We start from the raw sequence: 25,013 nt of genomic DNA, 5'->3' as shown, positions 1-25,013 counted from the left end.
ACTCACATCTGCAGCCATGGACTCACTACTACAACCACGAAAGACCTCATGGTAGCCTCAACTACAACCCGCCCATCAGCCGCTCCGAGATACCGCTCGCCGATGGAACAACCTCTTGAGCTTCTACAGGTACCCAGGTCATTCAAGGGCTCAAGGCTACTGGAGCCCGTTTTACGACCACAACACCTGCTGACTACGTTGGCAACGACGCGCCGCTGGTATCCACCGAGGAGAGATGGGTTGTGAAGGACTATGGCCTGGTCGTCCGTGATCTCCGCGACAATCCCCAGTCTGGCAAGAGCACCACTGAGCTAACCGAGTTCACATCGGGTGAACCTGACGCTTCGCTGTTCCAGCCTCCTTCTGGCTATCAGACGCAAGAGGTGCATGTTCATAAAATTCAGTGCGGTCAGAGATGATGCGCGATGGTTCCTTGCCCATCCCTCCTACTCGCGCCATTTAAACTAGAGCCTTATGGCAGACGAGAAAGAACTGCGCTACGATCCGGCGGCGATCGAGCCGAAGTGGCAGGAGCGTTGGGCTCAAAACCCTGCGATGTACGCGGCTGAGCCCGCATCCACCGGCAAACAAAAGTATTACGTGCTCGAGATGTTGCCCTACCCAAGTGGGCAGCTTCACATGGGCCATGTGCGCAACTACTCCATCGGAGACGCGCTGGCCCGTTACATGTGGATGCAGGGCTACAACGTGCTTCACCCCATGGGCTGGGATGCCTTCGGCCTGCCCGCAGAGAACGCTGCGCTCAAAAACAATACCCCGCCGCGCGAGTGGACCCTCAAGAACATCGCCGCCATGAAGCGCCAGATGCAGCGCATTGGCTTCAGCTACGACTGGGAAAGGGAAGTCACCACCTGCCTGCCCGACTATTACCGCTGGAACCAGTGGTTCTTCCTGCGCATGTATGAGAAGGGCCTTGCCTACCGCAAGCAGAGCAAGGTGAACTGGTGCCCGCAGTGCGCCACGGTGCTAGCCAACGAGCAGGTCATCGACGGCTGCTGCTGGCGGCATGAAGACACACTGGTCGAGCAGCGCAATCTTGAGCAGTGGTTCTATCGCATTACAGCCTACGCGCAGGAACTGCTCGAAGGCCTGGACAAGCTGCCCGGCTGGCCCGAAAAAGTGCGCACCATGCAGCGCAACTGGATCGGTCGCAGCGAAGGCACCGAAGTCGATTTCGGAGTAGAGGGAGAGGCGTCGAAAATCCGCGTCTTTACGACCCGCATCGACACCATCTTCGGCGCAACGAGTTTGCAGCTCGCGCCCGAGCATCCGCTTGTACCAGAGTTGACCGCCGGAGACAAAGATCTCGAACTCCAGATCAGCGCCATGATCGACGAGCAGAAGGTCGCGCGTGAAACCGACAATCTCAGCAACCTTGAGAAGCAGGGCGTATTCACCGGACGTTACGCTACGAACCCATTCAATGGCGAACGCATTCCCATCTGGGTCGCCAACTACGTGCTCATGGAATACGGCACTGGCGCCATCATGAGTGTGCCTGCACATGACGAGCGCGACTTCGAATTCGCCACCAAGTACGGCATCGAGATTCGCCGCGTCATCCGCGAAGTTGGCGAGTCGGAAGAAGAGACTCCGCTGCCATTTGTTTCAGAGCAGGGCATCCTCATCAACTCCGGCGAGTTCGACGGCCTCATCTGCGAAGAAGGCCAGGACAAGCTAGAGAAATACGCGGAAGCGCATGGCTTCGGTGAGGCCAAGATCACCTATCGCCTGCGTGACTGGGGCGTCAGCCGTCAGCGCTACTGGGGCACACCTATCCCCATGGTCAATTGCCCCACGCACGGCCTCGTTCCTGTGCCCGATGATCAGTTTCCCGTCCTGTTACCCGACCAGATCGAGATCACGCAGGAGGGCGGGTCACCGTTGTCCAAGGTGCCCGAATTCCTCAACACCACTTGTCCAGTCTGTGACGGACCCGCCAAGCGCGAAACCGACACAATGGACACCTTCGTCGACTCAAGCTGGTACTTCTACCGGTACACCGACGCGAAGAACTCCGCGGGCCCATTTGCTCCAGAAATCGCCCAATACTGGTTCCCCATCGATCAGTACATCGGTGGCGTCGAGCACGCGATTCTGCACCTCATCTACTCGCGCTTCTGGACCCGCGTTATGCGTGATCTCGGCCTCATCACCAATGACGAGCCCGCAACGCGTCTCTTTACGCAGGGCATGGTCATCAAAGACGGCGCGAAGATGTCGAAGTCGCGGGGCAATGTTGTTTCGCCCGATGACATGGTCGCCCGCTACGGCGCAGACGCCACGCGCATGTACGCGCTCTTTGCCGCGCCGCCAGATCGAGACCTCGACTGGCAGGAAGACGGCGTCGCCGGCATCAGTCGCTTCCTGGGCCGCGTCTACCGGTTGGTGCAGCGATATGCGGCCACGGCAAAGTCTGCAGATGCGGCGACGAATAACTCCGCACCTCCGGCAGGCACCTCACTCGCACTCCTGCGCAAACTGCACCAGACCATCGCCAAGATCACGCTCGACTTCTCTGGCCGCTGGCACTTCAACACCTGTATTGCGGCCATCATGGAGTTGGTGAACGAGATCACAGCAGCCGAGGCCGCGCTCGCGTCAGGTGAAGTACCCGTGCCCGTAGTCGCCGAGTTGTTACGCAACCTTGTGCTCCTGCTTGCGCCCTTCGCGCCTTTCCTTGCCGCCGAACTATGGGAAGAGCTGGGCGGAGAAGGTGCAATCTTGCGCGCACCCTGGCCGGTTTCTGATCCTGGACTCGCCAAAGAGGACGAGATCGAGATTCCTGTGCAGGTCAACGGCAGGCTGCGGTCGGTAGTGCGCGTTTCGGCCGAAGCTGACAACGCAACGATAGAAACAACAGCGCTTGCCGACGCGAAAGTGATCGAGTGGCTGGCCGGAAAGAAGCCGGTCAAAGTCATCATCGTCCCTCGCAAGCTGGTAAATCTGGTGGTGAAGTAGTGTCGCAGTCTCAAGTGAGCGCGGATGGTACGACTGAACAGCATCAAGAGTTAACTACTACCGTTCGCGCCACGCAAAATACAGTCGGACATCTAGGCTTCTGCTGGCGTCATCCATCGCTCACCGCCATTGAAGTCGCCTGGCGTTGGCTCGTCGGCATCCCGTTCCTGCTTATCGCACAAGAGCAGGTGCACCGCATTTTGGTCCAATTACCAACCTCGGCAGCAGGCCTTGACCGCCTGGAGTGGACCAACCCCTGGCTTTCTTCGGTTTTGATCGCGCAGGCCGTAGGAAAGTATGAGTCTTACGTCGTAAACGTTCTACTCTGGCTGGTGCCGCTTGGCATCGTTGCGTGGGCCATAGCCTCGGCTTTTGGGCGGGTTCTGATTCTGCTTCGGATGCGCGCCATCGAGCGAAAAGGTAGTTTGCCAGCCACGGTGCCCGACCTCACATTCGGTGCGTTATTGCGCCGTGTTCCGGGCTTCGCTGCATTACAGGCACTTTGGATGCTGGCGCTCCTCACCTGCTGGTGGGGATGGTTCGAGACCGTCAGCTGGGCCTCGGGCAATCACCTTACTGACCAGGCCCAACCTGATCTCGTTGGCTATCTCTGCTGGCTGATCTTTCTCTCTCTCGGCTTCTTTACCCTCTGGTCGCTCGTGAGCTGGGTACTCACGGTGGCTCCGTTACTGCTCGTGGTCGAAGGCTCCAAAGGCTTTGGAGCGACCTTCCGAGCGTTTGCCTGCAGCTTCCGCCTCGGAAAATTGCTGAGCGGCAAGCTGGCGGAAGTGAATCTCGTCATGGCTATCGTGAAGCTCGCTCTTGTTGTTCTCGCGATGGTCTTTTCGTCGGCTCCACTACCGTTCAGCGATGAGTTTGGCCCTGATACGCTCCGTACCATCGACATAATCGTGATCGTGTGGTATCTCATGGCCAACGACTTCTTTCATGTCGTTCGATTACGCAGTTTTTGCGCTCTTTGGCGGCACTACCGCGGTTAAATTTACTGCGCTGTCAGCTCACCGCGCGGCGAATCTCTTGTCACACTCCCTATCGCCCTGCCACACTAGAGAGTGGACACCCAAAGCATAGTAATCCTCGACTTCGGCTCGCAGTACACGCAACTAATTGCGCGCCGCATCCGCGAGCTCAATGTTTTCTCCGCCGTTCTGCCCTGCACGGCGTCTTTGAGTGAGATTCAGGCCTACAATCCGATCGGTATAATCCTCTCCGGCGGGCCTTCATCGGTTTACGACGCAGACGCGCCCGATGCCGACCCCAAGGTTCTCGAACTAGGTCAGCCTGTCCTGGGCATCTGCTACGGCCTTCAGTTCATTGCTCATCATCTTGGCGGCAAGGTTCGCCCCGCCGATAAACGCGAGTACGGCCATGCTGAAGTTATCGTGGAAGATGCAAAGACCGCGCTCTTCGCGGGACTCCCGTCGCATCTGCACGTGTGGATGAGCCACGGCGACGAAGCGCTTGAACTGCCGGCCGGTTTCCATCGCACCGCCGTCACCAACAACGCACTCGCAGGCATCGTCAATGAAGACCGCAAGATCTGGGCAGTGCAATTCCACCCCGAAGTGCACCATACCCCACTCGGCAAAGAGTTGCTCAGCAACTTCGTCTTCGATATCTGCGGCGCGAAAGGGGACTGGACTCCTGCTCACTTCATCGAAACCACAGTCGCCGCGATCTGCGAAAAGGTTGGTTCCGATCATGTACTGTGCGCGCTTTCCGGAGGCGTCGATTCGTCCGTAGCTGCAGTCCTCGTTCACAAAGCCATCGGTGATCAGCTCACCTGCGTCTTCGTTAACAACGGCGTGCTGCGCAAGAATGAGTTTGCCCAGGTCACGCAAAATCTCCGTGACAAGCTAGGCCTCAATCTCGTTCCTGTCGATGCGAGCGATCGCTTTCTCGCAAAGCTGGCCAGCGTCACCGATCCCGAAACCAAGCGCAAAACCATCGGTCGTGAATTCATCGCAGTTTTTGAAGACGAATCGAATCGCATCGCCGAGCAGACTGGCGGCGTTGACTGGTTGGTGCAGGGAACTCTCTATCCTGACGTGATCGAATCCTCAAGCGTGCGCGGTCCATCGCAAACCATCAAGAGCCATCACAACGTCGGTGGCCTGCCTGAGCGCATGAAGATGAAGCTCATCGAGCCGCTGCGCGATCTCTTCAAAGACGAGGTGCGTCGCATCGGTCGCGATCTCGGTATGCCGGAAGATATCCTGCAGCGGCAGCCATTCCCCGGCCCCGGTCTCGCCGTCCGCATTCTTGGTGAAGTCACCGCTGATCGCGTGGCCATCCTGCAGGAAGCCGACGATATTGTCGTCAAGGAAATCAAAGCCGCCGGCCTCTACTCCAAAGTCTGGCAAAGCTTCGCGGTTCTGCTTCCTATCCAGACCGTCGGCGTCATGGGCGACCAACGCACCTACGCCAACACCTGCGCCATCCGCGCTGTGCATTCAGAAGATGGCATGACAGCCGATTGGGCGCCATTGCCCTACGATGTGCTCAAGCGCATCTCCAGCCGCATCGTCAACGAAGTGCGCGGCATCAACCGCGTCGTTTACGACATCACTTCCAAACCACCGGGCACCATCGAGTGGGAATAAGGGTGTGGGATAATCCTGCGGGGGACTAGCCATGCGCAAGCACATTGCACTCTTTGTGATGCTGTTATTAGGGCCGACAAGCGCCATTACTGTGGCTCAGAATAACGTCGAGTCTCCGGCAGATCATCCCAAACCTCAGGATATGGAACTCAACCTTGCCAAGCCATTCCACACCCGTTCGGCATGGCGCTTAGTCGTAACGGAGGGGCCGCCAGTCAAAGATTATGGAGGCAATGATGCGCCCGGCGTGCTCACTGTATGTCTGTACAAAGGACCAGCGGGACCATGTTTGTCCGAGCCCGTTGCGCTTCCGCTTCGAACGACCACGCCCGACGATCCCATCGCGTGGGAGCCTCACTATCTCATTACCGCCAGGGTGGTCTATCCGCGTGGGCCAAAGGCAGCGCCGTTTCTGCTAATCATCACTGGCAGTCTGCTTTCTGGAGATTCAGATCAGATCGTATCCACCCAATTGGTCGATTATGATGCCGACAATGATACATTCCGGCGTGTCTATGGCAAGAGCACCGGCCACAACAATAACCAGGAGATTCGCTTCATTACCGATGGGCCGCTTCAGGGAAGTGTTATCACCGCCGAGCCGCAAGAGCATCTGCCCTACGGTTATTGGATTGTGGTGAATAAGCTTGCTCCTGATGACGTTTATCACCGGGTGCTGAGATATCGCAGTGCCACTTTGTACGACGACGGCAATCCTTTGGCGGTGATCGACTCCGAAATGCCCAACATAGAACAACGGCTCGGTCTATGGAAACCCGGTGAGCCACTTCCTGTGCCTGACGTTGGGGGCAAAGGCAAACCATGCACCAAGCCGACGCTGAGACACATGGAGTTATGGTGCGAGTGACACAGACGGAATCAACAGAATGAGAGCAGGACTAGTGATCATCAGCCATCCCACCGGCAATGCCAACGTCACTGCTGTCGTCAACGCATTGCAGGAAGCTGCTCTGCTAGAGGCTTTTTACACCTGCATTGCCTGGCGTCCAGATAGCTTTGCGGCGCGGCTCACACCGCGCTCAATGCGTGCCATGTTCGAGCGCCGTGCTCGTGTGCAGTTGCCGTCTCATCAGATACAGACGCGGCCGTTTCGAGAGCTGGTTCGCAACATCGCTCTTCGCGCCGGCAAAAAAGAACTCGTTACGGGCTGGGCCAGCACGTTCTCTATCGATGGCATTTATCGCGATTTAGACAAATACGTTGCCCGCAGTCTCAACCGCAATAAAGACGTCCGTGCCGTCTATGCCTATGAAGACGGCGCCGTGCATCAGTTCAAGCAAGCCCATGAGTTGGGGATTCGCTGCCTCTACGATCTGCCCATCGGCTACTGGCGCGTCAATCGTGAAATCTCGCTCGAAGAAGCCGAATTGCAGCCCGAGTGGAAAGGTACGCTCAAAGCACTCGATGATTGCGATGAAAAGCTGGCCTCGAAAGATCAGGAAATCGCCCAGGCCGATACCATTTTCGTTGCCAGCCAATACACGCGTTCAACGCTGAGCAAGTATCCGGGCAAGGTTGCGGAGGTGAAGGTCATTCCCTATGGCACGCCGCCACCCATCGATCAGGCGCGTCCACTGACCGACAGCTCAAGGCCGCTGCGAGTCCTCTACGTCGGCTCGCTCAGCCAGCGCAAAGGCATCTCCTACCTCTTTGAAGCAGTGCGCATGCTCGGCAGTTCGGTAACGCTCACTGTGATTGGAGGCAAAGTAGGGCATAGCGACGCGCTCGACAAAGCCTGTGCCCAGCATCGCTGGATCGCTTCGCTGCCGCATCGCGAAATCCTGAATGAGATGTCGCAACACGACGTGTTCGTCTTCCCGTCACTCTTCGAAGGCTTCGGACTCGTCATTGGTGAAGCTCTTTCGCGCGGAGTGCCGGTAATCACCACGCCGCACACAGGCGGTCCGGACCTCCTGCGCGACAGTCAGGATGGCTTCATCGTTCGCATTCGCAGTGCCGAGGTTATAGCCGAGCGCCTTGAGCGCCTGCATCGTGACCGCGAACTGCTCCACACCATGAGTGAATCGGCCCGCGAACGCGCAGGTCAGATGACCTGGCAGGCTTATCGTGACAAAACCGCCGCGGGCGTTCGGGAGGCTATCTCCTGAGCCGTTTGTTGTTTTTCTCTCACGGTTGTTCGGCAGCCTTGCGTAGCACCGCCAATTCCTGGCCGAGCGTTTCCAGCTTCTGCAGCAACTCCGAATGCCGCCGCTCATCTAACGAGGGGTCGGCGGCTTCAATATAGAACGTTCCGTTTGGTTCCAGGGTGCAGTTTTTTACCTGGTGAAGGCCTTCAAACCCCTGCTTATGCAGCACATCCATCAGCTCTTCAATTGTCAGCGACTCATTTTTCAGAGCCTTCTCGTCGACTTTGCTGTTCCGAATCAACACAGTCGGCTGGCCGCCCAGCAGCTTCGTCAATCGCGGTGAACGATATAGTGTGCGGGCCACAAGCCAGTTGATTGCCAACAAGCCGAAAGCGCCGATCACGCCGCCCGACACAGAATTATCATCGCCAATGATTGCGTTCTGCACCGTGTTCGACAGTGACAGCAGTACCACCAGATCAAAGGGATTGAGCTGCGCCAGCTCGCGCTTGCCAAACAATCGCAGCAAGACGACAAGCACGAGATACACAATCACGGGCCGCGCCAGCTTCTCCAACACCGGAAGCGGCATTTGAAACATATGGTCAAGGATCGTATGCAGGGTGGTGTACGAAAAGTCCATAAGCTGTTGAGAACCTCAACGACAGCTTATTGCATGCCGCACTTATTGCGGGTCCGGTTGATTGCGACAATACAGGTAAACAAAACGGCCACCCCTATAGGGATGGCCGTTGTATCTGCTTGTGTATTTGATTAGTGAGCACCAGCCAGCGAAGGACGCGTCTCAAGCGCGCCGCTTGCATAACCCTCGCGCATTTCTTCAATCGTCTTCGGCGAGTAGTCGCCAGCGTGACCAGCCTGGCCAAACTCCGTCATGCGCTCCGATACAACCTTCTGCATCGCCTCACGTGCTGGCTTCAGATAGTCACGCGGATCGAACTTCTCCGGTGACTCGGCAAACACCTTGCGGATCGCGCCCGTGATGGCCAGACGGCTGTCGGTGTCGACATTGATCTTGCGTACGCCGTTCTTGATACCGAGCTGAATCTCTTCGACAGGTACGCCCCACGTCGGCTTCAGATGGCCGCCATACTGGTTGATGACATCTTGCAGATCCTTTGGCACGGACGAGCTGCCGTGCATGACGAGGTGAGTACGGGGCAAACGGTTGTGGATCTCGATGAGCAGGTCCATCTTGAGCACCTTGCCATCGGGCTTCTTCGAGAACTTGTACGCGCCGTGGCTGGTGCCGATGGCGATTGCCAGCGCGTCCACGCCGGTGCGCTCAGCAAACTCAACTGCCTGGTCGGGATCGGTCACGTGCTCCAGTCCCGTTCCACCGGCGCCATGGCCATCTTCAATGCCGCCCAGCACGCCAATTTCGCCTTCGACCGTCACACCGCGCTCATGAGCAAACTCCACTACGCGACGAGTCACTTCCACGTTCTCTTCAAAGTCGGTCGGCGTCTTGCCGTCAGCCTTCAGCGAACCATCCATCATCACGCTGGTAAAACCAAGCTCAATGGCGCTCTTACAGGTCTCAAAACTGTTGCCGTGATCCTGGTGCATCGCAACGGGAATCTCCGGGTAGAGATCGGCGGCGGCAAGCATCAGGTGGTAGAGAAATTTATCTTGGGAGTAGGCGCGTGCGCCACGGCTGGCCTGAATAATAACGGGAGACTTGGTAGCGCGCGCAGCCTCCATGATGGCCTGAATCTGTTCCATATTGTTTACGTTGAAAGCACCGACACCGTATCCGCCCTTGGCGGCCTCGTCGAGCAACTGACGCATCGAAACTAGAGGCATAGCGATTCTCCTTCAGGTCTGCATCCTCCGCCGGAGACGCAATCAAGGCGGCAGCAGCAATCGCTACTAATGTTATCAGAGACAATCCCCGTTAGATGTGCATCAGACCGCCTGCGATTCGCACATCTGCATGTCCATCAAACGCACGGGTTTGCTATGGGTGCATACCTGATGGTGTGGTGTCGGTAACTTTTCAAGACGGCGAATCATCGAAGGTGGTGCTCGTTGCGCATCCTCATCCAAACACTGAGCCCATGCGTAATGAAGTAGAAGGTGCAAACTTTGTACCTCAGGTAGGTCCAATGCGAAATTTTCTTCCCGTGCCTAAATCCATTGCTCTGGTTTTTGTCGTTTCTGCTCTCTGTCTCGGATGCAACGCAGAAACGCGTGCTCGTATCCCCGCTCCGCAGACCGATGTTGCCCCTGCGGCCAAGCCCGGCCACAAAGTAGCGGTATTTGCCGGCGGATGTTTTTGGGGAACGCAATCTGTTTTCGAGCGCGTCAAAGGCGTGCTGAACACCACCGCTGGCTATTCCGGAGGCTCGGCAGCAACCGCGACTTACGATCAGGTAGGGCAGGAAAATACCGGCCACGCTGAATCAGTCAAAGTTGTCTACGATCCCTCGCAGATCACCTATGGAAAACTGCTTCAGATCTTCTTTTCCGTAGTCCATGACCCAACACAGCTCAACCGACAGGGGCCGGATGTTGGCACATCCTATCGCTCGGTCATCTTCTACACAGACCCAGAGCAAGAGCGTATCAGCCGCGCATATATCGCCCAGCTAGATGCAGCCAAAGTTTTTCCGAAACCCATTGTCACCGAAGTCACGCCGCTTAAAGGCTTTTACGACGCCGAGTCCTATCATCAGGACTACGCACTGCATCATCCCGAGAATCCCTACATCCTTGTTTGCGACCGGCCAAAGGTGGAAGCGCTAAAGCAGCAGTTTCCTGAGCTGTTCAAGGATTATCACGGAAGATAGGTGCTTTATCTGCAGGAGTTTACCATCCGTTACCCGAACGCAATCGGCCGGGAGTTGATGGCTCGATTGGCTATGTTAGCGTTAATGCATACTATGGGCGCGATAAGATTGCAGTTGGGTACGTCTCGTCTCGAAAAACTATCCAAGGCTGCGCGGGCACTATTTATAGATCCAAGCTGGATTCATCTCGGCGATCCGCCGCAACCTATTCTTGAGCGAATTGGGCGCATCCTGTTGCGCGGCGATCCGATTTTTACCCGATCGCTCTATCGGGGCACTGATTTTAGAGAGTTTTTCTTCCGCGCAGGAGAGAGACTCCCCTTCGACGATCAGAGTTTCACATTTATCTATTCAGAGCATTTCTTTGAACATCTTCCGCTTACTCTCGCCGGCGAACTCATGCGAGAGTGCCATCGACTTCTAAAGGTAGGTGGTGTCCTGCGGACTGTTGTGCCGGATGCTGTCCTCCCGTACCTATGAGCCTCCGGAGCAGCCTGACCACCCGCGTCATCGTCCTCCGGGCCATCCACAAAAGCATCTGGTGCGCTACACAAAGGACATTCTGTCCAGTGTTATTCAGGAGTCAGGCTTTCGCACCATGCCCCTCGACTACTGCACACCCGATGGCCAACATATTCAGCGCGTTCCAGGATCACTGAGCAGTGAGTACTTTCAGATTGTGGAATGTGCGGATTGGCCGATCGTGTCGAACACAAACTACATCATGCGAGTTCCGTCACTCATCATTGATGGAATCAAAGACCGGTGAGAGGGCAGTCCTGTCGAAACTGTTCCGCCCATTCGTTCCAACGTCGGGGTATCTTTTGCCGATTTTAAAGGAGTTCCCTATAAACAAAGCCGATCCCAGAGAGGGATCGGCTTTGTTTGTCAATCAGCGCTTATCGTTACGTTAGTAGCGCCCGCCGCGATCACGGCCTCGGCCGCCACCGCCGCCAGATGCTTTCTGCGCCTGGAAGCAGTCACGGCAGAAAACCGGACGGTCGCCACGAGGCTCGAAAGGCACGGTGGTTTGCTGGCCGCAGCTTGAGCAGACCACAGTCGTTCCCGTTGTGTTACGCGGAGCATAACCTCCTCCGCCACCATATCCACCGCCGTAGCCACCGCCACCCTGATCGGCCTTTTTGGCCTGCCTGCAAGGTTTGCAGCGCTTCGGCGTCGAAAATCCTCGTTCTGAAAAGAAAGATTGGTCAGCCGCAGTAAAGGTAAATTCCCGCCCGCAGTCGCTACAGGTTAGTTGCAGATCTCCAGCCATTGTGTTCCTCGATTCGATATTGGACCATCCCGTAAGACTTCGCGGGTGACATTAGTCTACGCGTTTTGTGGCGCTGTGACCCGAAATCGTTTCATAGAAATTCCGAGATTTCTCTCAATTTTCCTTAAATCGCTCCGTTCTGCTGCTGAAGCAAAGGTGGAAGCGATTCCACGATTCTTGGCTCGGCCTGTGCGCCCGATGCGATGAACGAAGTCTTCCGCCACTTTGGGAATGTCGTAGTTGACCACATGAGCTACGTGAGCCACGTCGATGCCGCGTGCCGCTACGTCCGTTGCGACAAGCACCCGGTGGCGGCCTTCGGAAAAGCTCTTAAGCGCTTGATTGCGTTGAGCCTGCGTGCGGTCGCCGTGAATTTGCGTAGCAGCGTGTCCATTCCGGACCAGCCGCTGCGCCACGCGATCAGCGCCGTGCTTCGTGCGTACAAACACCAGAAAACTGCCGTTGGCATTTTCCAGTAGATGCTCAAGCAATTCCTGCTTCTGATTCTGCTCTACCTCGAATGTCTGTAACTCGACATTTTCCGAAGGCTTCAAGACAGAACCGATCTCTATCCGAACCGGGTCTTTGAGATAGTCCTGAGCTATTCGCTGAATCGGCGCGTCGAGAGTCGCCGAGTAACACAGAGTTTGCCGGTTTGCCGGCAAGCTATCGGCAATGCGGCGAATCGCAGGCTGAAAACCCATGTCCAGCATGCGGTCAACCTCGTCCAGCACCAGGATTTCGATACCGTCCAGGCGAGCCAGCTTGCGGTCCAGGTAATCCTCAAGACGGCCGGGCGTCGCTACAATTACACGCGCGCCCCGGCGCAGCTTCTCAAGCTGCGGGCCTTCGGCCATGCCGCCCACCACGAGTGCGACAGTGTTGCGTGAATTTGGGCTAACCTTAAGAAATTCCGCCTCGACCTGCATCGCAAGTTCGCGTGTCGGTAGCAGAATCAGCGTCGTCGCGCGGCGCGCATCCTTGGATGACTTCGTAGCAGCGGAAGAATTTTCCGCTAAAGACTGAGTGCGCGGTCGGTCAAACCGCTCGACAATCGGAATGAGAAAGCTGAGAGTTTTTCCTGTGCCGGTTTGCGCCGTCGCCAGCACATCGCGGCCTTCCAGAGCTGGAGGAACCGCGCTAGCCTGGACTGGTGTGGGAGTTACAAAGTTGAGGGATGCGATGCGCTGCTTGAGCGCATCGGAGATAGCAAAGTCTGAAAACTGAGTCACTTGATCCTTATAGGTTGGCCAAACGCAGCTATGCTGCCGGCCATGTTACGTTGCTCACTCGCGGCATCACGCGCAAAGGAGCCTGTACTGAATGCGATGGGGAAGAACCGAGAGGATGCAATCCATCGGTTGAGCGAAGTGATCTGGCTCAACCCGGTGCTGCCGCACGCTGCCTGTAGCCATGGCCACTGCCATCGGCTGCTATCCGTTCCTGTCACTGCGAACGGCCGCAAACTATCTCAAAACGAGACGATTGCTACGCTGTAGGGGCTTGGAAAGAATCTTTGCGGGGCAGTCTAGCTTATCGGGACCGGCAAATCGTTTCGGTCTGGTGCTCCGGGCACCGAATGTGCCGGAGAGCAAGAATGGCTCACAACCAAACAACTGAGCGCAATCTAAGGATACCACAGTTTCACTTTCGTTAACCATGGCATCCCTTGATTGCACATCAGTAAACAGCTGCAAGACTCATTCGTATCGGATCGCCGTAATCGGCTCAATGCGGGCCGCGCGAATCGCAGGCAGCAATGATGCAGCGCTCGCAACGCAAATCAATATCGCAATGGCTGCGCTTAGAATCCATGGATCATGCGGCGAAGTCTCATAGAGAAAGCTCGCGAGTGCTTTCGTCGCAAGCAGCGCAGCAATCAAGCCTGCAACAGCGCCAGTGACCGCAACCACCACGTTCTCGCGAAACACCAGCGAAACCACCCGTCCGCGCTTCGCCCCAAGCGCCATGCGGATGCCAATCTCGCTGGTCCGCCGCGCCGTCGCATACGACAGTGTTCCGTAGAGCCCGATGGCAGTCACCAGCAACGCACAAACCGCGAAGAATACCGAAAGCCACGCCAGCATCCGTTCCGCAAAAAGAGTGTTGTTGATCACATCGTCCATCGACAGCATCACTGGCGCAGGAATCGTCGGTGCGTATTTTGCCGCAAGTTCGCGTGCCGCCTGAGCCACAGGCACTGCCGATCCTCGTACCCGCACCACGGCGCTATACGAAGGCTTCTCTTCGTCGCCCTGTGCCAACGGGACATAAGCAGCAGCCGGCGCAGGCTTCCGCGGATTACGATATTTTGCATCGCCTACAACTGCGACCACCTGATACATCGTTTTATCGTGTGATGCGACTACTGTTTCCCCGATCGGATTGCGATCGCCAAACAAGAGCTTCGCTGCCGAAGCATTCAGGGTGATCTTCATTCCCGATGCCTTCGTGTCGTTCCACGTAAACTCGCGTCCCTGGAAGATAGGAATGCGCATCGTTTCGAAATACTTCGGGCCGACGGCATTCAGCCAAAGAATCTCCGGTTTTCCGCCTGGCGAATTGTAGCGGCCATTCCACCCAGGACCAGAGATCGGCACAATGAATTGAAAACTGGATGACACCACGCCGGGCTGATGGCTGATGCCGTCACCAATCTGCTGATACACCCGCATCAACGCGTCGCCATCCAATTGCTGTTTGTCCATGCGGAAAGAAATACTCTCCAAATGTTGCGGATCGAAACCAAGCCCTGAATGAAACAGCTTCACAAGACTCGTCGCCAGCAGTCCCGCACCCACCACCAGCACAAGAGCCAACCCGACCTCAAACGTCATCAGCACACGAGGAAGCAGTTTCTTTCGTTCACGTGGCTGCGCTGCATGCTGCCCAGTCTTGATCTGCTGGTTCAGATCGCCCGAAGTGGACTGCAACGCTGGAATCAATCCGATCAGAATTGTGGCCACCATCGCCACGGCTGCTGTAAATGCCAGCAATCGCCAGTCGGTACCGATGGCCAATTGCACGTGATCGTTTCCGCTATGATCGCTGATCGCCAGCGAATTGAGCCCAAGGCCCACCAGCGGAACCAAGGCAATACCCGCCAGCGTGCCAAGCAGGGCAATCATGGCGCTCTCAGACAATAATTGTTGGACAAGCCTCTTCCGCGAAGCGCCCAGCGCCAACCGCGTTGCCAGCTCGCGTTCTCGCGCCGCACTGCGCGCCATCAGCAAGCTCGCCAGGTTCACGCAGGCAAGCACGAGAATTCCAACGCACATCGCAAACATCGTCATCAGAGGCTTGCGAAACACAAACCGCGCATAAGCGAATCCACCCGATCCCGGTTCGGCCACAAACCGAAACGGTTGTGTTTCCGCATCGTGCCGTAGCTCTGGATCGGTAGCGGACGCAAGCTGAATCGCTTTGGAAACACTCTCAAGCCCGGCGTTAACATGCGCTAACGTATCTCCGGGCTTCATCTGCGCCATTACCGTGAGCCACCACGCATGCATTCCATCGGCGATGTTGTTATGTGGTGCAGCTATGATCGCGTCCGCATTGAGCGGCACGAAAATCTCCGGCCTCTGCGTCGGGTCAGCGCCCACAAACGACTTGGGCATCACTCCCACAATCGTAAAGGGCACATTGGCGATGACCAGTTTGCTGCCGATCGCTTCGGGCCCGCGATGAAACCACTTGGTCCAAAAACCCTCGCTGATTACGACCGCAAATCCCGTGGGACTACCGCCCTCGACATCATCCGCCGGGGTCAGATAGCGTCCAGTCAGCGGCGCCGTTCCAAGAGCCTCAAAGAATTCTCCACTGACCAGTTGTCCCGGCACGTTCTCATTGCTCTCAGCGCTCTTGACCTGCATGACCTTGCTGTCAAAAGCAAAGACACTCTGAAACATGTCCTTCCGCGCATCCAGCTTCTGAAAGTACGGATAAGGGAAGTCGTACTCAGGCTGTCCGTTGCCCTGTATATAGCCAATTACCGCAAGTTGTTGTGCATTTGGCGCAGCAAGCGATTTGTAGAGCAGCGCATTGATCAGCGAAAAGATCGCCGTATTCGCACCGATGCCCAGTGCCAGAGTGATCACCGCAACAGCCGTAAATCCCGGCGACTTGCGCAGCAGCCGGGCGGAAAACTGCATATCGCGCAGCAGATTCTCCAGTCCACGAAACTGGCGAACTTCGCGCAGCCGCTCATGCCACCTGCCGCTGTTCCCAAAACGCCGCGCCACAGCTTGCTCAGCCTGCGTCTCGCTCACGCCCTGCCGCAGCAGCTTTTCCCACATCATTACCCGATGCAGCTCCAACTCTTCCGCCATCTCGCTATCCATTGATCGCTTATGGAAGAGCGCTTTAATTTTCCCGCTGAATTCTGCCCATTGAGGACTCATGCCAAAATCTCCGGTTCTGGGCTCCGCTATAAAGATTCGCTTTCACGGGAAGTCGTTCAGGAAGCCTGCAGCACAAAGGCGACGGCAGCCGAAAGCCGCGTCCATCGCTGCGATTCCGCGTTGAGCCTCTTCGTGCCTTCCGCGGTCAGTTCGTAGTATTTGGCGCGGCGATTGTTCTCAGACAACCCCCATCTGCTCTCAAGGAAGCCACGCAACTCCAGTCGATGCAGCGCAGGGTACAGCGCGCCTTCCTCCACCTTTAAGAGTTGCTGCGAGGTCTCATGAATCCATTCGGCAACCGCATATCCGTGCAACGGACCACGCAACAATGCCTTCAAGACGAGCATTTCCAGCGTTCCCTGGATCAGGTCGCCTGTCTCCGGCTGTTCTTCCCTAAACATATTATGGGAAGACTACGCAGAAAAAGATTGCATGTCAACGGAAATTGCTGCAGAAAAACAAAACGCCCGGCATCACTCCACCGATGCCGACGAAAAACACCATCTCTTATCCATGCGCCCGAACCTGAACTGGCAACGCCGATTCCGGTTTCTCTCTACCCCGGTCCAGATTCACGTTGGATACTGGAATCATGCGATGGTTCAGGCTGCTCCTACCTCTTCGAACGGCCCGTCTTTCCGCAAGTCGAAACCGGACTTTGCAATCAATATGTTTTTCAATCACTGCTTGCGCGATGTTGACCGTTATTTTGATGACCCAGCACGCCGAGGCACAGCCTGCGCCAAACACATTTCACTGGGTTAGCTTTCATCGCTCATCCGATCCCAATGACGATCAGGTCATCCAGTGGGTAAATCGCGCTCTCACCGCCGAAAAGTACACGCAACTTCGCGAGATTGGAGTCGCCTGGGATTCGGCGCTGGTCATTACCTCTGACCGCCCAACACCGCAGTCTCTACCCGCCAGCGACACCTATACTTTCTGGGCGGTTTCCTTGACCAAGCATGAGGTGCAGCCGCTGCTGCATGGTGTTAATCCGCGCATGGTTGGCTGGACCAACTTCGCCGGTCAGGGCTCTCCCATCCCGGAACTGGGTCTTGTCTACTCCGACTGCTTCGGTTGCGATGCCCCAACTACCTTCTTTACAACGCTCTACTACAGTGCTTCGGATCACGCTTGGCGTGCCCGCTGGATGCGTGGCGACCAGGCCGCTGTGCTCTCTGGCGGAGGCAATGTGGATGGCGTCACCCGCTCGCAGGTCTATGGCCTGCTTACAGAGCTGCCTGGTCGCGAAGTCCTGGCCACCTGGAATCATTACGATTACGGGGGCGCCAAGCCCGCGCAGGACTACGTGTTTGAATACAGCGTCGATCCCTCGACCGGCCTCGAACAGACCCAGGGACTGAGCGGCGACCATGCCGAAACCATGGAGCACCGGCTCTGCCGCGCCAACCCCGGCCAGATTGATCCGGCCCTGGCCATTCTGGCATCAGGCCAGGAATCGAATCTTTGCACTGGAACACCGCCGGAGAAAACGAAAAAAGCCAGACCCGCCAGAAAGCCGGTCACGACCCCTCCGGCTAACAACAAAGGACAATCCAATCCACCGGGTCACAGGAGCAATTGAGTATTAAGCGACCGACCTATGGCCGCAGAGCATCGTATACTGTGACCATGTCGATCGCGCGCAATATCGCCGGAATCGCGAAGGGAATGAGCATTACCTTTCGGGAGATGCTTGAGCCAACTCAGGTGGAAAACTACCCGGATGGCCCCGGCCCGTTGCGCGGCGCCAAATTCGAGCAGCGCTTCCGTGGCAAGCACGAGTTGCAGCGCGACGAAAATGGCCTGGAAAAATGCGTAGCCTGCTTCCTCTGCGCCGCTGCCTGCCCCTCCAACTGCATCTTCATCGAGGCAGCGGACAATACAGAAGAGAAGCGCATCTCCTCCAGCGAGCGTTACGCGAAGACCTACAATATCGACTACAACCGCTGCATCTTCTGCGGATACTGCGTCGAGGCCTGCCCCACCGATGCCATTACTCATGGGCACGGATTCGAGCTGGCCAGCCTCAACGCTACCAACCTCGTCATGCGTAAAGAAGACATGTTGGTGCCGGTGGCGTCTCTCACAGCCCGGTAGAGAGTTTGTACGGAGACGAGCGCAAAGGCTCTCTTCTCGTTCGAGAAGTTTTTATACACCCCGAGTCATTTCTCAGGACTCAAATTGTATGAACCGGCGCAAATTTCTGCGTAGCTCCGGCGAAGTCGCTCTGGTCACCGCAATGCCCGGACTCTCATCCTCTATTTGGGCAGATTCGTCCATGCCTGTTCTCCCGCAGTGGTCGCGGGGAATGCTGGATCTGCATCACATCAACACCGGACGCGGAAATGCGACTCTGGTGGTTATGCCTGATGGCACGTCGCTTCTCATCGATGCCGGAGCGACAAGCACTCGTGGTCCCGCCGTATGCCCCGCGCGACCAGATGAATCGCGCAGGCCCGGCGAATGGATCGCGCGTTATGTTCAGCGGCAGCTCACTGCCACCGGCCATGCAAAACTCGACTATGCCTTAGCGACACATCTGCACGGCGACCACGTGGGAGACGTAACAGATTCTTCACCGCGATCAAGCTACGGTGACTATCGTCTTACCGGAATCTCAGATGTAGCTGAAGTCATTCCGATAACGACACTCATTGATCGCGGTTTTCCGGACTATGATTTTCCAACCAAAGTTGCTGCTCCGACTGCACTCAACTACATCCGCTTCGTTCAGTCCGTCCAACAGCGCGAGACGCGCGTGGAACGTGCACGGCCCGGATCAGTCAATCAGATTATTCAACTTATTCAACGGCACGCACGGCAGAGTGATTCTCAGTTCGAAATACGAATCCTCTCATCCAGCGGCGCTATCAGGACCGGGCAGGGTGAGGAGAACCGCATCCTCATCCCCTCAGGCGCAATCGCCCCAAAAGACGAGATCGAATCGGAAAATATGCTCTCCATCGCGCTTCGCCTGCGCTATGGCAAATTCACATATTTCACCGGCGCAGACCTGAACTGTCTCACCAACTATGGCCGCGATCCGTGGCGGGATATCGAAACACCTGTAGCGCAAGCTGCCGGCCCTGTGGATGTAGCCACCTGCAACCACCACGCTTACTTCGATGCCTGTGGCCCAGCCTTTGTCCAGGCTCTCAAACCGCGCGTCTGGATACTGCAAAGCTGGCACGCCGCGCATGCCTCGATTTCATCCCTGGCCAATATCTCCAGCACATCTCTTTACCCTGAGCAACGCGATGTTTTCTGCCTCGGTCTGCATCCTGCCGCAGGAGTTGTCAGTGGCAGATTTTCAGATCGCTTTAAGAGCAAGCAAGGGCATGTACTCGTTCGCGTCGCACCCGGCGGTGAAGAATATCGCGTATTTGTGATCGACGATGGCAACGAAGATGCCAATGTAACAGGTGCTTTCGGCCCGTATCGCAGTTCATAGCCATTGCTGGCGTCGCACTGTAAGGAACACGGGAACGTATAATCAACTAAGGGATTCTTTGTTCTAACTTCAGGAATCAATCAGGGATCAACCATGAAGCCAGTCCGCAAACATCCTCTGCAAAAGGTGCTCGAAAGCCGCATCGCCATCATTGATGGCGCGATGGGCACAACCATTCGCACCTACAGCATGGCTGAGGCGGATATCCGCGGCGATCGCTTCAAAGACTCGAAGAAGGATCTTCTCAACAATGGAGATCTCTTTTCGCTGACGCAGCCAAAGATGATCGGTGATATTCACCGCCGTTTCCTCGATGCAGGTGCGGACATCATCGAGACCAACACCTTCGGCGCTACGAGCATCTCGCAAAGCGAATTCTTCGTGGATGATCCGCGCGAACACGGCGGCCGCAAAGATCCTGAGTTCTACCAGAAGATCATCGAAGACAAGTCGCTCAGCAGCCTCGCGTGGGAAATCAACGAGCAATCCGCTCGCCAGTGCCGCGAGTGGGCTGATCGCGTCGCCAACGAGACCGGCCGACAGCGCTTCGTCGCCGGAGCTATCGGTCCCCTCACTGTTTCGCTCTCAAACTCCCCCGATGCAGATGATCCCGGCTTCCGCGTCGTCACCTTCGATCAGGTCAAAACAGCTTATGCCGAACAGGTCCGCGCACTCATCGCTGGCGGTTCCGATCTTCTACTCGTCGAAACCATCTTCGATTCGCTCAACGCCAAGGCTGCCCTCGTCGCTATCCGTGAAGTCTTCGACGAAGATGGTCTTACCGGCGAAAAAGAACTGCCCGTCATGATCTCCGCAGCCGTAGGCCGTGGCGGAGAAACCATGATCTCCGCGCAGACCGTCGAAGCCTTTTGGAATGCAGTAGAGCACGCGCGTCCGCTGTCTGTTGGGCTCAATTGCTCGCTCGGTCCTGACCTCATGTATCCGTTCCTCGAAGAACTCTCCGAGAAGGCCGACGTCGCCATCTCCTGCTATCCGAACGCAGGCCTGCCCAACCCACTCTCGCCCACCGGCTTTGATCTCGAGCCCAAAGACATGGCTCGCTTCCTCGGAGGATTCGGCAAGGATGGTCTCATCAACATCGCGGGCGGTTGCTGCGGCAATACCCCCCAGCATATCGCCGCGATCGCCAAAGCTCTCGAAGGTGTTGCTCCGCGTCCACTCGATGCACGCCGTGCGAGTCAGTTGGGTGAAAACGCCGCATGAGTCAGCTCGCAGATACTGAATTCTCAACCGAGATAGCCTTCAGGCCACTTCGACTCTCTGGTTCACAGCCGTTCACGCAGCAGCGCGGCGTCTTTATGATGATCGGCGAACGCACCAACGTCGCCGGCTCGCCCCGCTTCGCCAAGCTCATCAAAGACGGCAAATATGAAGAGGCAGTAGCCATTGCCCGTCAGCAGGTGGAAAACGGCGCAAACGTCGTCGATATCTGCATGGACGAGGGCATGATCGATGGCGTCGCCGCCATGCAGCGATTCCTGTTGTTGCTCGCCAGCGAGCCCGAAGTTGCAAAAGCTCCCTTCATGATCGACTCCTCCAAGTGGGAGGTTATCGTTGCCGGGCTCAAGTGCATGCAGGGCAAAGGCATCGTCAACTCCATCTCACTCAAAGAGGGCGAGGAGAAATTTCGCCAGCAGGCAGCCACCATTCTCAAGTACGGTGCGGCGGCCGTCGTCATGGCATTTGACGAGCAGGGACAAGCCGCTACATTCGCTGACAGGATTCGTATCTGCGAGCGCGCCTATCGGATGCTCGTTGACGAAATCGGCTTTCCCGCCGAAGACATCATCTTCGATCCCAATATCCTTACCGTCGCTACCGGTATGGAAGAGCACAACAATTACGCTGTCGACTTCATCGAAGCCACGCGCTGGATCAAGGCCAACCTGCCGCATGCCAAAGTCAGCGGCGGTGTCTCCAACATCTCCTTCAGCTTCCGCGGCAACAACAAAGTCCGCGAAGCCATGCACGCCGCCTTCCTGTATCACGCGATCGGCGCCGGCCTCGACATGGGCATCGTCAACGCCGGTCAGCTTGAGATCTACGAAGAGATCGAGCCCGAGCTGAAAGTTCTCGTCGAAGATGTCCTGCTCAATCGCCGCCCCGACGCCACCGAGCGCCTTGTCGAATTCGGCGAAGCTCTCAAAGCTTCAAGCGCTTCAACCGGGACTGCCGAAAAGAAAACCGAAGAGTGGCGCAACGGCACTGTCGAAGAGCGTCTCTCTCATGCACTGGTCAAAGGCATCGACACCTACATCGACGCCGATACCGAAGAAGCGCGCCTCAAGCTAGGCCGCCCGTTGCTGGTGATCGAAGGGCCCCTGATGGATGGCATGGGCGTCGTCGGCGACCTCTTCGGTGCAGGCAAAATGTTCCTGCCTCAAGTCGTTAAATCCGCCCGCGTCATGAAGAAAGCCGTAGCCTGGCTCACGCCTTTCATGGAAGCCGAAAAAGCCGCCATGGCCGAAGCTGGCTATGCCGTAAAGACCCAAGGCAAGATCGTCCTCGCCACCGTCAAAGGCGATGTACACGACATCGGCAAAAACATCGTCGGCGTAGTCCTCGCCTGCAACAACTACGAAGTCATCGACATGGGCGTCATGGTCCCCGCCGAAAAGATCCTCGAACGCGCAAAGTCTGAGAAAGCCGACGTCATCGGCCTCAGCGGTCTCATCACCCCCTCACTCGACGAAATGGTTCACGTTGCCCGCGAAATGGAGCGCCAGAGCTTTCGCCTTCCACTCCTCATCGGCGGAGCCACCACCAGCCGCGCACACACCGCCATCAAGATCGCTCCTCACTACAGCCAGCCCGTAGTGCACGTTCTCGACGCCAGCCGTGCCGTGCCCGTTACCACCAGCCTGCTCAGTGATGAGAGTCGCGATGCCTTCATCGCCGAGCATCGTGCCAGCTACGACGCGATCCGCAAGAAGCATGCTGCACCGACGCTGAAACTTATACCGATCGAGACCGCCCGTGAGCGCCGCACGCCGATCACCTGGCGTAGCGAAGATATTCCTCAGCCCGAATTCACCGGTGTCCGCGTCCTCGAAGATTTCCCGCTCTCGACCCTCCGCGAATACATCGACTGGACTCCGTTCTTCCATACCTGGGAGCTCAAAGGCGTCTATCCGCGCATCCTCGACGACGAAAAACAAGGTCAGCAGGCGCGCCAGATCTTTACCGAAGCCAACGCTCTGCTCGATCGCGTCATCGCGGAGAAACTCATTACCGCACGCGGCGTGTACGGCCTGTTTCCTGCCAACTCCGTCGGTGATGATGTAGATCTCTACACCGGCGAATCGCGCACCCAGGTGCTAGACCGTTTCCACTTCCTTCGTCAGCAACCCGACCGCGACGCGTCCGAGCCCTGCCGTTCGCTCTCAGACTTTATCGCTCCCGCAGAAACCGGTCTCGCTGATCACATCGGTGCCTTCGCCGTCACTACGGGTATCGGCCTGCGTGAGCTTTGCGACGGCTTCAAAGCTGCGCATGACGACTACAACGCCATCATGGCCGAGGCTATCGCCGACCGCCTCGCCGAGGCTTTTGCAGAGTGCCTCCACAAGCGTGTCCGCGATGAGTGGGGCTATGGTCGCTCAGAGAATCTCGCTCCCGCCGAGCTCATTCAGGAGCAGTATCGCGGCATCCGTCCTGCGGCCGGCTACCCTGCCTGCCCCGACCACACTGAAAAGGGAACTCTCTGGCATCTGCTCTCGGTTGAGCCCAGCACAGGCATCCAGCTCACCGAGTCCTTCGCCATGTGGCCCGGATCGAGTGTAAGCGGTCTTTACTTCGCCCATCCTGAGGCCAAATACTTCAGCCTCGGCAAAATAGCCCGCGATCAGACCGAAGACTACGCACGCCGCAAACAGATGCCAGTGGCCGAGGTTGAGCGCTGGCTCGGACCCAATCTCGGCTACGATCCGGCCCGCTGATCCAGGCATTTGGCAGCTTAATTACTTTTTCTTCGAAACGATGGCCGTTCGCGGTACCCTTTTACTACAGCTTCATACTTTGGAGCCGAAAGCAGGCAGCACAGGCGAAGTTCTGTGTAAAGTTGAGGCCTATGGGTGCCTTCGGGGGAAGGCGCAGGGAAACCGTGTCGAATAGACGTCGGATATCGATCACATAGTTCCCAACGAAGACTGCGTTCCGCATTTATGGGATTTTCGTTGCCTTAGCGTTTGCTCGTCGCGAGGTATTTGGAGATGAATCTGATGTCGGAAAAAACGTCCGGTAGCCAGACACGAGTCCGAATGCCCGTGCATCGATCCTTTGAACGCGAGCTGGCTATTCTCGAGTCCATGAGCGGCCGCACGCCCGATGAAGCCGACATCGCACGTCTTCGCCGTACCCTTGAGAGCGAGAATAACTACCTCGTTGCGAAAGTAGCGAAGCTCGTAGCCGAGCACGAAGTAACCGGGCTGCTTCCGCAAATCCTTGCGGCTTTCGATCGTTTTCTTATTGACCCCGTTAAGCGTGACCCCCAGTGCTGGGCCAAGAATGCGTTGGTAAAAGCTCTGGTCAAACTCGGCTGCCGCGATGCTGCCGTTTACCTGCGCGGCCTTCGCCATTTTCAGGAAGAGCCAGTCTGGGGCGGACAGTCAGATACCGCCGGCGCGCTCCGTGCTACTTGCGCCCAGGTTCTTGTCGAGTGCTCCGAACTCACCGAAGCTGCGCTACTCAATATCCTTCTCGAACCGATGCTCGACCCGGACAAGACCGTCCGCATCGAAGCAGTGCGTGCCGTTGGCCAGGTTGGCGGCGTCTCGTCTGCTTTGCTGCTCAAGCTTCGCGTGCTGTTGCGTAAAGAGGAGCCTGAGGTTCTTGGCGCGTGTTTCTCTGCGCTGCTCAGGATGCAGAACAACGATCGCCTCGGCACCATCTCGCTCGTTGCCGACTTTCTTGACCACGGCGAAGAGGCCGCATCAGAAGCCGCGTTCGCCTTGGCGGAAACGCATGATTCCGCCGCCGTTCAGGCGCTCATCGACCGCCGTCGCTACGGGGCTGACCCCTGGTTCGTTTCCATCCTTGACCAGGCTATCGCCGTCTCACGTACTCAGGAGAGCCTGGAATTTCTGCTTGGCTTGATCGAGCGTGACCCGCGCCAGGCAGCCTCCGCGCTCGAGGCGCTCAGCCGCGTCTATGCCTCGTCTGACGTGCGCTTACGCATCGCGCAATGCGTGGCCCGTTCTCGAAGCGAACGCGCACAACAGGCCTTCCGCCAGTTCTTCCCCGAACCTGCAGCAGATCTATAAACCGGTCAGCAATGATGACGTTGCATCATCGCTCGATCGGCTAATCCGGATAGCTTAATCGTTTGATTGAC

The 25,013-nt window shown here is 56.9% G+C and carries 22 protein-coding genes; 16 read left to right on the top strand and 6 right to left on the bottom strand.

The genetic code is table 11. The annotated features are described in order from the left end of the window. The 6 genes from OHL22_RS20995 to OHL22_RS20970 all read left to right on the top strand — a co-directional run. Positions 1 to 119: integrase core domain-containing protein (locus OHL22_RS20995; RefSeq protein ID WP_263341629.1), on the top strand; the 119-nt coding region annotated here is incomplete at its 5' end. A gap of 355 nt (positions 120 to 474) precedes the next feature. Further along, a complete protein-coding gene (leuS, locus tag OHL22_RS20990) occupies positions 475 to 2,982 on the top strand; it encodes a leucine--tRNA ligase (RefSeq protein ID WP_263341619.1) in 2,508 nt (835 codons plus the stop codon). 14 nt (positions 2,983 to 2,996) lie between these two features. Then, positions 2,997 to 3,983: a hypothetical protein gene (locus OHL22_RS20985; RefSeq protein WP_263341618.1), complete on the top strand. Its 987-nt coding sequence runs from the start codon at positions 2,997 to 2,999 to the stop codon at positions 3,981 to 3,983. Positions 3,984 to 4,055: 72 nt separating this feature from the next. Then, positions 4,056 to 5,606: a glutamine-hydrolyzing GMP synthase gene (guaA, locus tag OHL22_RS20980; protein WP_263341616.1), complete on the top strand. Its 1,551-nt coding sequence runs from the start codon at positions 4,056 to 4,058 to the stop codon at positions 5,604 to 5,606. A gap of 31 nt (positions 5,607 to 5,637) precedes the next feature. Next, positions 5,638 to 6,474 (top strand): hypothetical protein, encoded by an 837-nt coding sequence (locus OHL22_RS20975; protein WP_263341614.1) that lies wholly within the window; start codon positions 5,638 to 5,640, stop codon positions 6,472 to 6,474. A gap of 19 nt (positions 6,475 to 6,493) precedes the next feature. Beyond that, positions 6,494 to 7,735 carry a glycosyltransferase family 4 protein gene (locus OHL22_RS20970; protein WP_263341612.1) on the top strand — a complete coding sequence of 414 codons (1,242 nt, stop codon included), beginning with the start codon at positions 6,494 to 6,496 and terminating at the stop codon, positions 7,733 to 7,735. Positions 7,736 to 7,754: 19 nt separating this feature from the next. Here the strand turns inward: OHL22_RS20970 and OHL22_RS20965 are convergent, their stop codons facing one another. Next, complete coding sequence (locus tag OHL22_RS20965; protein WP_263341611.1) at positions 7,755 to 8,357, bottom strand: DUF421 domain-containing protein; 603 nt, start codon at positions 8,355 to 8,357, stop codon at positions 7,755 to 7,757. Between the two features lie 131 nt (positions 8,358 to 8,488). Next, on the bottom strand, positions 8,489 to 9,541 hold the full coding sequence (gene fba, locus OHL22_RS20960) for a class II fructose-bisphosphate aldolase (protein ID WP_263341610.1): 1,053 nt from the start codon (positions 9,539 to 9,541) through the stop codon (positions 8,489 to 8,491). 302 nt (positions 9,542 to 9,843) lie between these two features. Here fba and msrA point away from each other — a divergent pair, with 302 nt between their 5' ends. Genes msrA through OHL22_RS20945 form a run of 3 tightly spaced genes read left to right on the top strand, consistent with a single transcriptional unit; the run spans position 9,844 to position 11,296 of the window. Continuing rightward, positions 9,844 to 10,527: a peptide-methionine (S)-S-oxide reductase MsrA gene (msrA, locus tag OHL22_RS20955; protein ID WP_263341609.1), complete on the top strand. Its 684-nt coding sequence runs from the start codon at positions 9,844 to 9,846 to the stop codon at positions 10,525 to 10,527. Next, positions 10,528 to 11,007, top strand: a complete 480-nt coding sequence (locus tag OHL22_RS20950) for a methyltransferase domain-containing protein (protein WP_263341607.1) — start codon at positions 10,528 to 10,530, stop codon at positions 11,005 to 11,007. It abuts the gene before it with no gap. Then, the gene (locus OHL22_RS20945; protein WP_263341605.1) at positions 10,985 to 11,296 is read left to right on the top strand and encodes a hypothetical protein; all 312 of its coding nucleotides are present in this window, start codon (positions 10,985 to 10,987) and stop codon (positions 11,294 to 11,296) included. Before OHL22_RS20950 ends, OHL22_RS20945 begins: the two co-directional genes overlap by 23 nt. Before the next feature lie 141 nt (positions 11,297 to 11,437). On the opposite strand, the gene OHL22_RS20940 is transcribed toward OHL22_RS20945, so the two are convergent. Both OHL22_RS20940 and OHL22_RS20935 read right to left on the bottom strand, forming a co-directional pair. Then, positions 11,438 to 11,800 (bottom strand): CxxC-x17-CxxC domain-containing protein, encoded by a 363-nt coding sequence (locus OHL22_RS20940; RefSeq protein ID WP_263341604.1) that lies wholly within the window; start codon positions 11,798 to 11,800, stop codon positions 11,438 to 11,440. A 56-nt stretch (positions 11,801 to 11,856) separates the two neighbouring features. Then, positions 11,857 to 13,032, bottom strand: a complete 1,176-nt coding sequence (locus OHL22_RS20935; protein WP_263341602.1) for a DEAD/DEAH box helicase — start codon at positions 13,030 to 13,032, stop codon at positions 11,857 to 11,859. A 96-nt stretch (positions 13,033 to 13,128) separates the two neighbouring features. Here OHL22_RS20935 and OHL22_RS20930 point away from each other — a divergent pair, with 96 nt between their 5' ends. After that, positions 13,129 to 13,299: a hypothetical protein gene (locus OHL22_RS20930; protein ID WP_263341600.1), complete on the top strand. Its 171-nt coding sequence runs from the start codon at positions 13,129 to 13,131 to the stop codon at positions 13,297 to 13,299. Between the two features lie 201 nt (positions 13,300 to 13,500). On the opposite strand, the gene OHL22_RS20925 is transcribed toward OHL22_RS20930, so the two are convergent. Beyond that, entirely contained in the window at positions 13,501 to 16,203 is a 2,703-nt protein-coding gene (locus OHL22_RS20925; RefSeq protein ID WP_263341598.1) for an ABC transporter permease, read from the bottom strand. 56 nt (positions 16,204 to 16,259) lie between these two features. Next, entirely contained in the window at positions 16,260 to 16,604 is a 345-nt protein-coding gene (locus OHL22_RS20920; RefSeq protein WP_263341596.1) for a PadR family transcriptional regulator, read from the bottom strand. Between the two features lie 293 nt (positions 16,605 to 16,897). Here OHL22_RS20920 and OHL22_RS20915 point away from each other — a divergent pair, with 293 nt between their 5' ends. The 6 genes from OHL22_RS20915 (at position 16,898) to OHL22_RS20890 (ending at position 24,942) form a co-directional block, all read left to right on the top strand. Then, entirely contained in the window at positions 16,898 to 17,791 is an 894-nt protein-coding gene (locus OHL22_RS20915) for a hypothetical protein (RefSeq protein WP_263341594.1), read from the top strand. Positions 17,792 to 17,838: 47 nt separating this feature from the next. Continuing rightward, complete coding sequence (gene nuoI, locus OHL22_RS20910; RefSeq protein ID WP_263341592.1) at positions 17,839 to 18,306, top strand: NADH-quinone oxidoreductase subunit NuoI; 468 nt, start codon at positions 17,839 to 17,841, stop codon at positions 18,304 to 18,306. A gap of 88 nt (positions 18,307 to 18,394) precedes the next feature. After that, positions 18,395 to 19,660 (top strand): ComEC/Rec2 family competence protein, encoded by a 1,266-nt coding sequence (locus tag OHL22_RS20905; RefSeq protein ID WP_263341590.1) that lies wholly within the window; start codon positions 18,395 to 18,397, stop codon positions 19,658 to 19,660. Between the two features lie 93 nt (positions 19,661 to 19,753). Next, entirely contained in the window at positions 19,754 to 20,884 is a 1,131-nt protein-coding gene (locus tag OHL22_RS20900) for a homocysteine S-methyltransferase family protein (RefSeq protein ID WP_263341588.1), read from the top strand. Then, positions 20,881 to 23,619: a methionine synthase gene (gene metH / locus OHL22_RS20895; protein WP_263341585.1), complete on the top strand. Its 2,739-nt coding sequence runs from the start codon at positions 20,881 to 20,883 to the stop codon at positions 23,617 to 23,619. Before OHL22_RS20900 ends, metH begins: the two co-directional genes overlap by 4 nt. A 321-nt stretch (positions 23,620 to 23,940) precedes the next feature. After that, a complete protein-coding gene (locus OHL22_RS20890) occupies positions 23,941 to 24,942 on the top strand; it encodes a hypothetical protein (protein WP_263341583.1) in 1,002 nt (333 codons plus the stop codon). Positions 24,943 to 25,013 lie beyond the last annotated feature (71 nt).

Source organism: Acidicapsa dinghuensis, assembly GCF_025685685.1.
GTDB classification, from domain to species: Bacteria; Acidobacteriota; Terriglobia; order Terriglobales; family Acidobacteriaceae; genus Acidicapsa; species Acidicapsa dinghuensis.
This window is presented reverse-complemented; position numbering and strand designations above follow the sequence as displayed.

Coding starts and splice junctions, on each gene's coding strand:
- leuS (WP_263341619.1), top strand. CDS start 475: ATGGCAGACGAGAAAGAACTGCGCTACGATCCGGCGGCGATCGAGCCG.
- OHL22_RS20970 (WP_263341612.1), top strand. CDS start 6,494: ATGAGAGCAGGACTAGTGATCATCAGCCATCCCACCGGCAATGCCAAC.
- OHL22_RS20940 (WP_263341604.1), bottom strand. CDS start 11,800: ATGGCTGGAGATCTGCAACTAACCTGTAGCGACTGCGGGCGGGAATTT.
- OHL22_RS20890 (WP_263341583.1), top strand. CDS start 23,941: ATGCCCGTGCATCGATCCTTTGAACGCGAGCTGGCTATTCTCGAGTCC.
- msrA (WP_263341609.1), top strand. CDS start 9,844: ATGCGAAATTTTCTTCCCGTGCCTAAATCCATTGCTCTGGTTTTTGTC.
- OHL22_RS20965 (WP_263341611.1), bottom strand. CDS start 8,357: ATGGACTTTTCGTACACCACCCTGCATACGATCCTTGACCATATGTTT.
- fba (WP_263341610.1), bottom strand. CDS start 9,541: ATGCCTCTAGTTTCGATGCGTCAGTTGCTCGACGAGGCCGCCAAGGGC.
- nuoI (WP_263341592.1), top strand. CDS start 17,839: ATGTCGATCGCGCGCAATATCGCCGGAATCGCGAAGGGAATGAGCATT.
- OHL22_RS20905 (WP_263341590.1), top strand. CDS start 18,395: ATGAACCGGCGCAAATTTCTGCGTAGCTCCGGCGAAGTCGCTCTGGTC.
- OHL22_RS20925 (WP_263341598.1), bottom strand. CDS start 16,203: ATGAGTCCTCAATGGGCAGAATTCAGCGGGAAAATTAAAGCGCTCTTC.
- OHL22_RS20920 (WP_263341596.1), bottom strand. CDS start 16,604: ATGTTTAGGGAAGAACAGCCGGAGACAGGCGACCTGATCCAGGGAACG.
- OHL22_RS20975 (WP_263341614.1), top strand. CDS start 5,638: ATGCGCAAGCACATTGCACTCTTTGTGATGCTGTTATTAGGGCCGACA.
- OHL22_RS20915 (WP_263341594.1), top strand. CDS start 16,898: ATGTTGACCGTTATTTTGATGACCCAGCACGCCGAGGCACAGCCTGCG.
- OHL22_RS20900 (WP_263341588.1), top strand. CDS start 19,754: ATGAAGCCAGTCCGCAAACATCCTCTGCAAAAGGTGCTCGAAAGCCGC.
- metH (WP_263341585.1), top strand. CDS start 20,881: ATGAGTCAGCTCGCAGATACTGAATTCTCAACCGAGATAGCCTTCAGG.
- OHL22_RS20930 (WP_263341600.1), top strand. CDS start 13,129: ATGGGGAAGAACCGAGAGGATGCAATCCATCGGTTGAGCGAAGTGATC.
- OHL22_RS20945 (WP_263341605.1), top strand. CDS start 10,985: ATGCTGTCCTCCCGTACCTATGAGCCTCCGGAGCAGCCTGACCACCCG.